Raw genomic sequence first — 6,557 nt, 5'->3', positions numbered from 1 at the left:
AGGTCACACCCGTTCCCATGCCGAACACGGAAGTTAAGCTCTTCAGCGTCAATGGTAATTGGGGGCTTCCCCCTGTGAGAGTAGAACGTCGCCGGGCAAATTCAAAGGAGTAGTCGAGAGACTGCTCTTTTTTGTGTTTGAAAAGAATTTTAAAGTCCGCAAGGACTTAAAACAGCAAAGCATGTGAGGGTTGAGAGGAACAAGGAGGTCGAGGAAACAAAGGAGTGACGACCGGAGCGTATGATATACGCGAGGACGGCACGACTGTAGATGACAAAGAGATCCGCCGTTCATCGCAAGCCGAAAGCGAACACGGAAGTTAAGCTCGCGCGTCAATGGTAATTGGGGGCTTCCCCCTGTGAAAAAGGAACTTCGATTAAGAGCCACCACGTCCTGTGGTGAACATCGAAGTCAGCACATCCTGTGCAAGTCCGGGCAAATTCAAAGGAGTAGTCGAGAGACTGCTCTTTTTTGTGTCTGAAAGATTTAAAGTCCGAAAGGACTAAAAACAACAAAGCATGTGAGGGTTGAGAAGAACAATGTAGTAAGAAGTTACTGAATTCCCTAAGCGAGAGCAAAAGTTCCACAAGCCATCCCGAAAGTTCCACGAATGAGAGCGCAAGTTCCACAAGTGAGAGCAATAGTTCCACAAGTATGGACGAAGTTGTATGAAACACTTGTATAAGGAAAGATTTTTGGCACAAAAATCATCTATATATGAAATAGGTTGCGTAATGAGTGCTCGGTAGAAGTGAATTTGTTCTACGAAGCACCCAAAGAGGCGTAATGAGTGCTCGGTAGCAGAGAAATTGCTCTACGGAGCACTCAAAGAGGTGGAATGAGTGCTCGGTAGCAGGAAAACCGCTCTACGAAGCACCCAAAGAGTTGCAATGAGTGCTTGGTACCAGCACAAACGAAATACTGAGCATTCAAAGTTTACATTAAGTCCATGTGCCTGCTCATAAAAAGTTACTTTCCCCCATTAAATGATTCCTCTATAGTTCGTCATTATAGGAATGGTTTTACATTTACCTTTTTTCTTTGTTTGCCTATAATTGATTACGATATACCATAAGATAAGTTTATGTAGTATCGTTTAATTATAGGGGAGATGTCTATGGATATTTTAACGTATGATTGGTTTTCTGATAAAACGGTGACGATTACGGTCCGTTTATTAATCGCAGCAATTCTTTGTGGTTTGGTTGGGATTGAGCGAGAATTTAAGCGCCATCCTGCAGGTTTTCGAACTCATCTTTTAGTTGGGGTAGGTTCGTGTTTGATGATGCTTTTATCAATATTCGGTTTTGAAGATTTTCTAAATTCTCATGAGCAAATTCAAGGATTTGATCCATCACGTTTACCGGCTTATGTAGTGAGTGGAATTGGATTCCTTGGGGCTGGAACAATACTAGTGCACGGTGTCACGGTTCGAGGATTGACGACTGCAGCCTCTATTTGGGTAGTAGCAGGAATTGGTCTGGTTGTTGGGATTGGGATGTATTATGAAGCCATTTTTACAACGTTCGTTATGATTGCTAGTCTCTTATTTCTGAACAAATTTGAAGACTTATACCTTCGAAAGCAACGTTTTCATCATGTGACAGTGATTGTAGAAAATAAAGAAGTTTCGTTATCGAGTATCGTCAACGAATTAGAGGCATGTAAAGTGCCTATCTTAAATGTCTCAATTGATGACCATCCCAATGATGCTTCAACTTCTTTAATTAAATACTCATTCAAAATCCATGTTTCTAACACAAAAAAGCTTCCAGAAGTATATGACAAGATACAATCCATTGAAAATGTTCATAAAGTATTTGCAACGGAATAACTTTTCGGTTTACTCCGAACCTACTCTGTCTATAATGTAAACATCAAAACATTTGCAACTCACAGGCAAATGTTTATAATTATAGTCAAAGAAAGTCAAAGTCAGAGTTAAGGAGGGGCTATGATGGGATGAAAAATATATCTGACATCATTGAAGAACACCTTAAAGAAATTATAAAAGGTAGCAACAAGAAAGCGATAGAAATTAAAAGGAGTGAAATTGCCGAGCAGTTTCAATGTGTCCCCTCGCAAATAAATTACGTAATTAATACTCGGTTTACGATTGAGAAAGGCTTTATTGTGGAAAGTAAAAGAGGGGGAGGAGGTTATATTCGGATCATTAAAATTGAAACGGATAGCGCTTCGATCTTACTAGATCAAATCCTCAAGCTTATCAAAAATAGAATCAGTCAATCTGCAGCCGAAAATATTATTTATAGGCTAATGGAAGAAGAAATCATAAACATACGAGAAGCTAGATTAATGAAAAGTGTCATTGATCGTTCTACGATTAACATTGTATTGCCATATAGAGATGAACTAAGAGCAAATCTATTAAAGTCAATGATCTACAGCTTAAAGTATAAAGACTAAAGGGGAGTGTAAGGCTTGTATTGTCAAGAATGTCAACAACGACCAGCCACTTTGCACTTCACGAAGATCATCAATGGAGAAAAAAACGAAATTCATATTTGTGAACAGTGTGCAAAGGAAAAGGGAGATTTCATTCCAGGGTCTAATTCATTTTCGATCCACAACTTGCTGTCAGGTTTACTAAACTTTGAGCAACACCCATTAAGTGAATCTACCTCCAAAGCCCGTAGCCAACAAGTGATGCAATGTTCTAAGTGTGGCATGACCTACTCAGAGTTTGCTAAAATCGGTCGATTCGGATGCTCGAACTGTTATAAGACATTTGCATCCAAATTGGATCCAGTTTTGAAACGGATTCACGGGGGGAACACAGACCATTCTGGTAAAATTCCAAAAAGAATCGGTAATGATTTGTTAGAACGAAAGAAAATCAACCAGCTTAGACAGCATTTACAACAACTCATCCATCAAGAAGAATTTGAAGAAGCAGCTCAAGTTCGAGATCAAATTAAATCAATGGAAAAGCGGCTTGGGGGGAGTGATTGACGATGTCTCTCAAAAGATTCATGAGTGAAGCGATCAGTCCTTGGATGAAAAACGAAGGTCCAGATTCCGATATCGTTCTAAGCAGTCGAATTCGGTTAGCACGGAATCTTGAGAATCATGTTTTCCCATTGGTCGCTGATGAACAGCAATCTGAAGAGGTTAACGAACAAATCCGAAAACATTATGAGAATCAGGCATATGGTAGTGTAGGTAACCTTTCTTACATCAATGTCGATCAATTAAAAGTCATTGAACGTCGTGTGTTAGTCGAAAAGCACTTGATCAGCCCGAATCTTGCCGAAGAACCGAAACACTCAGCTGTTTTAATGAGTGAGGATGAATCGATTAGCATCATGATTAATGAAGAAGATCACATACGAATTCAATGTCTATTTCCAGGATTTCAGTTGTCAGAGGCTTTGACTTTAGCAAGTGGCATTGATGATTGGTTTGAAGAGAAGGTTAATTATGCTTTTGATGAAAAGCATGGGTACTTAACAAGCTGTCCTACAAATGTAGGTACAGGAATGAGAGCATCAGTGATGATGCATCTACCAGCATTAGTGATGACTCAAAAAATTCACCGAATTGTCCCAGCGATTAATCAATTAGGCCTCGTTGTAAGAGGGATATACGGAGAAGGCAGTGAGGCACAAGGAAATGTCTTTCAAATCTCGAATCAAATGACCCTTGGAAAATCAGAAATAGATATAGTTGAGGATTTAAGGGGAGTTGTTTTACAGCTTATAGAAGAAGAGCGATCTGCTCGAAATACATTATTGGAAACGTCAAAGATACAACTAGAGGATCGGGTATACCGTTCATTAGGTACCCTAGCCAACAGTAGAATCATACAATCTAAAGAGGCGACGAAATGTTTATCTGATGTAAGACTTGGAATAGATTTAGAAATGATAGAAGGGATTTCAAGAAAAATATTGAATGAACTAATGATACTGACTCAACCAGGTTTCTTACAACAGTATGCTGGCGAAACATTATCTCCAGATGATCGGGATATCCGCCGTGCTACATTGATTCGTGAACGTTTGAAGTTAGAAAAGAACAACGAATAGGAAGGTGATCACGATGATGTTTGGACGATTTACAGAACGAGCTCAAAAGGTTCTCGCACTTGCGCAAGAAGAAGCGATTCGATTAGGTCATAATAATGTAGGTACAGAGCATATCTTACTCGGTCTAGTTCGTGAAGGCGAAGGGATTGCTGCAAAGGCACTTTCTGTTCTTGGTTTGAGTCCTGAAAAGATCCAAAAGGAAGTTGAAACCCTCATAGGTAAAGGGCAGGAATCAGTACAAACGATTCACTACACGCCTCGAGCGAAAAAAGTCATTGAATTATCAATGGACGAAGCTCGTAAATTGGGACATTCGTATGTAGGTACAGAACATATTTTACTAGGATTGATTCGAGAAGGTGAAGGAGTTGCAGCACGCGTCCTAAACAACCTCGGTGTCAGCTTAAATAAAGCACGTCAACAAGTTTTACAGCTACTCGGTAGTAACGAATCTTCTTCATCAGCTGGAGGTTCTTCCGTCAATGCAAACACACCAACGTTAGATAGCTTAGCTCGCGATCTAACAGCTGTTGCTCGCGATGGTAGTCTAGACCCTGTAATCGGTAGAAGTAAAGAGATTGAGCGGGTAATTGAAGTATTGAGTAGACGAACGAAGAACAATCCTGTTCTCATTGGAGAACCTGGTGTTGGTAAGACTGCGATTGCCGAAGGATTAGCCCAACAGATTATAAACAATGAAGTACCTGAGACATTACGAGATAAGCGAGTTATGACACTCGATATGGGAACTGTGGTAGCTGGAACGAAATACCGTGGTGAGTTTGAAGACCGTCTGAAGAAAGTAATGGATGAAATTCGACAAGCGGGTAATATCATCTTGTTCATTGATGAGTTACACACCTTAATCGGAGCAGGTGGTGCTGAAGGTGCGATCGATGCTTCGAACATTCTGAAGCCAGCCCTAGCACGAGGTGAACTTCAATGTATTGGTGCAACAACATTAGACGAATACCGAAAATATATTGAGAAAGATGCAGCTTTAGAACGCCGTTTCCAACCAATCCGTGTGGAAGAACCGAATAATGAAGAATCTACTCAAATCTTAAAGGGATTACGCGACAGATATGAAGCACATCATCGTGTGACAATTACTGACGACTCGATTGACGCAGCCGTTAAATTGTCGGATCGATACATTCCAGATCGATTCCTCCCAGATAAAGCGATTGATTTAATTGATGAGGCAGCTTCCAAAGTTCGCCTTAGATCTTACACAGCTCCACCGAACCTTAAGGAGTTAGAACAACGTCTCGACAGTGTACGAAAAGAGAAGGATGCAGCTGTACAAAGCCAAGAGTTTGAAAAAGCTGCGTCACTAAGAGACTCTGAACAGAAATTAAGAGAAGAGCTTGAGACGACGAAGAATAGCTGGAAAGAGAAGCAAGGTCAAGAAAACACGGAAGTTACTCCTGAAGATATTGCCCTTGTAGTAGCGAACTGGACGGGAATTCCAGTATCGAAATTGAAGCAAGAAGAAACAGAAAGACTCTTAAACATGGAATCCATCCTTCATGATCGTGTCATCGGTCAGGATGAAGCAGTTAAAGCTATTTCAAAAGCTATTCGCAGAGCTCGTGCTGGTTTAAAGGATCCGAAACGACCAATTGGTTCTTTCATCTTCCTAGGCCCAACAGGTGTAGGTAAAACAGAATTAGCTAGAGCACTTGCAGAAGCGTTGTTTGGAGAAGAAGACTCGATTATTCGAATTGATATGTCAGAATATATGGAGAAACATACGACAAGTCGTCTAGTTGGTTCTCCTCCTGGATATGTAGGGCATGAAGAAGGTGGCCAGCTGACTGAAAAGGTCCGTCGAAATCCTTACTCGGTCATCCTTTTGGATGAAATTGAAAAGGCCCACCCTGAAGTGTTCAACATTTTACTTCAAGTACTAGAAGATGGACGCTTGACTGACTCTAAAGGACGTTCTGTTGACTTCCGAAACACAGTTGTCATTATGACTTCCAACGTAGGTGCAAGCACATTGAAACGAAACAAGAGCATGGGCTTCACAGCGGCTTCCGAGAACCAAGAGTATGATAACATGAAATCCAAAGTGATGGATGAATTGAAGAAAGCATTTAGACCAGAGTTCTTAAACCGTATTGACGAAACGATTGTGTTCCATACACTAGAGAAAGAACACTTGAAGCATATTATCACTCTGATGTCGAACCAGCTCCAGAAGCGGTTGTCTGAACAAGGGGTAGATATAGAGTTGACTGATGCGGCTCTTAATAAAATTGCTGAGGAAGGCTACGATCCAGACTATGGTGCTAGACCTTTACGTCGTGCATTACAACGTCAAATTGAGGATCGACTCTCTGAGGAGTTGTTAAGAGGTAACATCTCTAAAGGACAAACGGTAAAGATCGATGTGGATAACAACGACTTTACAGTAGAGACGGTTGGTGCAGGAGCATAAAAAAACGCCAATCACTAATATAAGATGATAACTAGAGTCAGGCACTCCTAATGGTTGAGGAG

5 protein-coding genes and 1 rRNA gene are annotated in these 6,557 nt (G+C 40.8%); all 6 read left to right on the top strand.

Annotation, left to right across the window (positions count from 1 at the left end):
- Positions 1-97: ribosomal RNA gene (rrf, locus tag L2716_RS17455) — 5S ribosomal RNA — on the top strand; the annotation flags it as partial.
- Between the two features lie 1,020 nt (positions 98-1,117).
- The gene (locus L2716_RS17450) at positions 1,118-1,834 is read left to right on the top strand and encodes an MgtC/SapB family protein (protein WP_236338700.1); all 717 of its coding nucleotides are present in this window, start codon (positions 1,118-1,120) and stop codon (positions 1,832-1,834) included.
- 128 nt (positions 1,835-1,962) lie between these two features.
- On the top strand, positions 1,963-2,427 hold the full coding sequence (locus L2716_RS17445; RefSeq protein ID WP_236338698.1) for a CtsR family transcriptional regulator: 465 nt from the start codon (positions 1,963-1,965) through the stop codon (positions 2,425-2,427).
- Positions 2,428-2,442: 15 nt separating this feature from the next.
- Positions 2,443-2,973, top strand: coding sequence for a protein-arginine kinase activator protein McsA (gene mcsA, locus L2716_RS17440; RefSeq protein ID WP_236338696.1), 531 nt, complete (start codon positions 2,443-2,445; stop codon positions 2,971-2,973).
- A 2-nt stretch (positions 2,974-2,975) separates the two neighbouring features.
- Entirely contained in the window at positions 2,976-4,049 is a 1,074-nt protein-coding gene (mcsB, locus tag L2716_RS17435; RefSeq protein ID WP_236338694.1) for a protein-arginine kinase McsB, read from the top strand.
- Between the two features lie 13 nt (positions 4,050-4,062).
- Positions 4,063-6,495: an ATP-dependent protease ATP-binding subunit ClpC gene (gene clpC, locus L2716_RS17430; RefSeq protein WP_236338692.1), complete on the top strand. Its 2,433-nt coding sequence runs from the start codon at positions 4,063-4,065 to the stop codon at positions 6,493-6,495.
- Positions 6,496-6,557: the final 62 nt, after the last annotated feature.

The organism is Pseudalkalibacillus berkeleyi, from assembly GCF_021608225.1.
GTDB lineage: Bacteria > Bacillota > Bacilli > Bacillales > Fictibacillaceae > Pseudalkalibacillus > Pseudalkalibacillus berkeleyi.
Note: the sequence above shows the minus strand (reverse complement) of the source record. Positions and strands in the feature narration are given on the sequence as shown.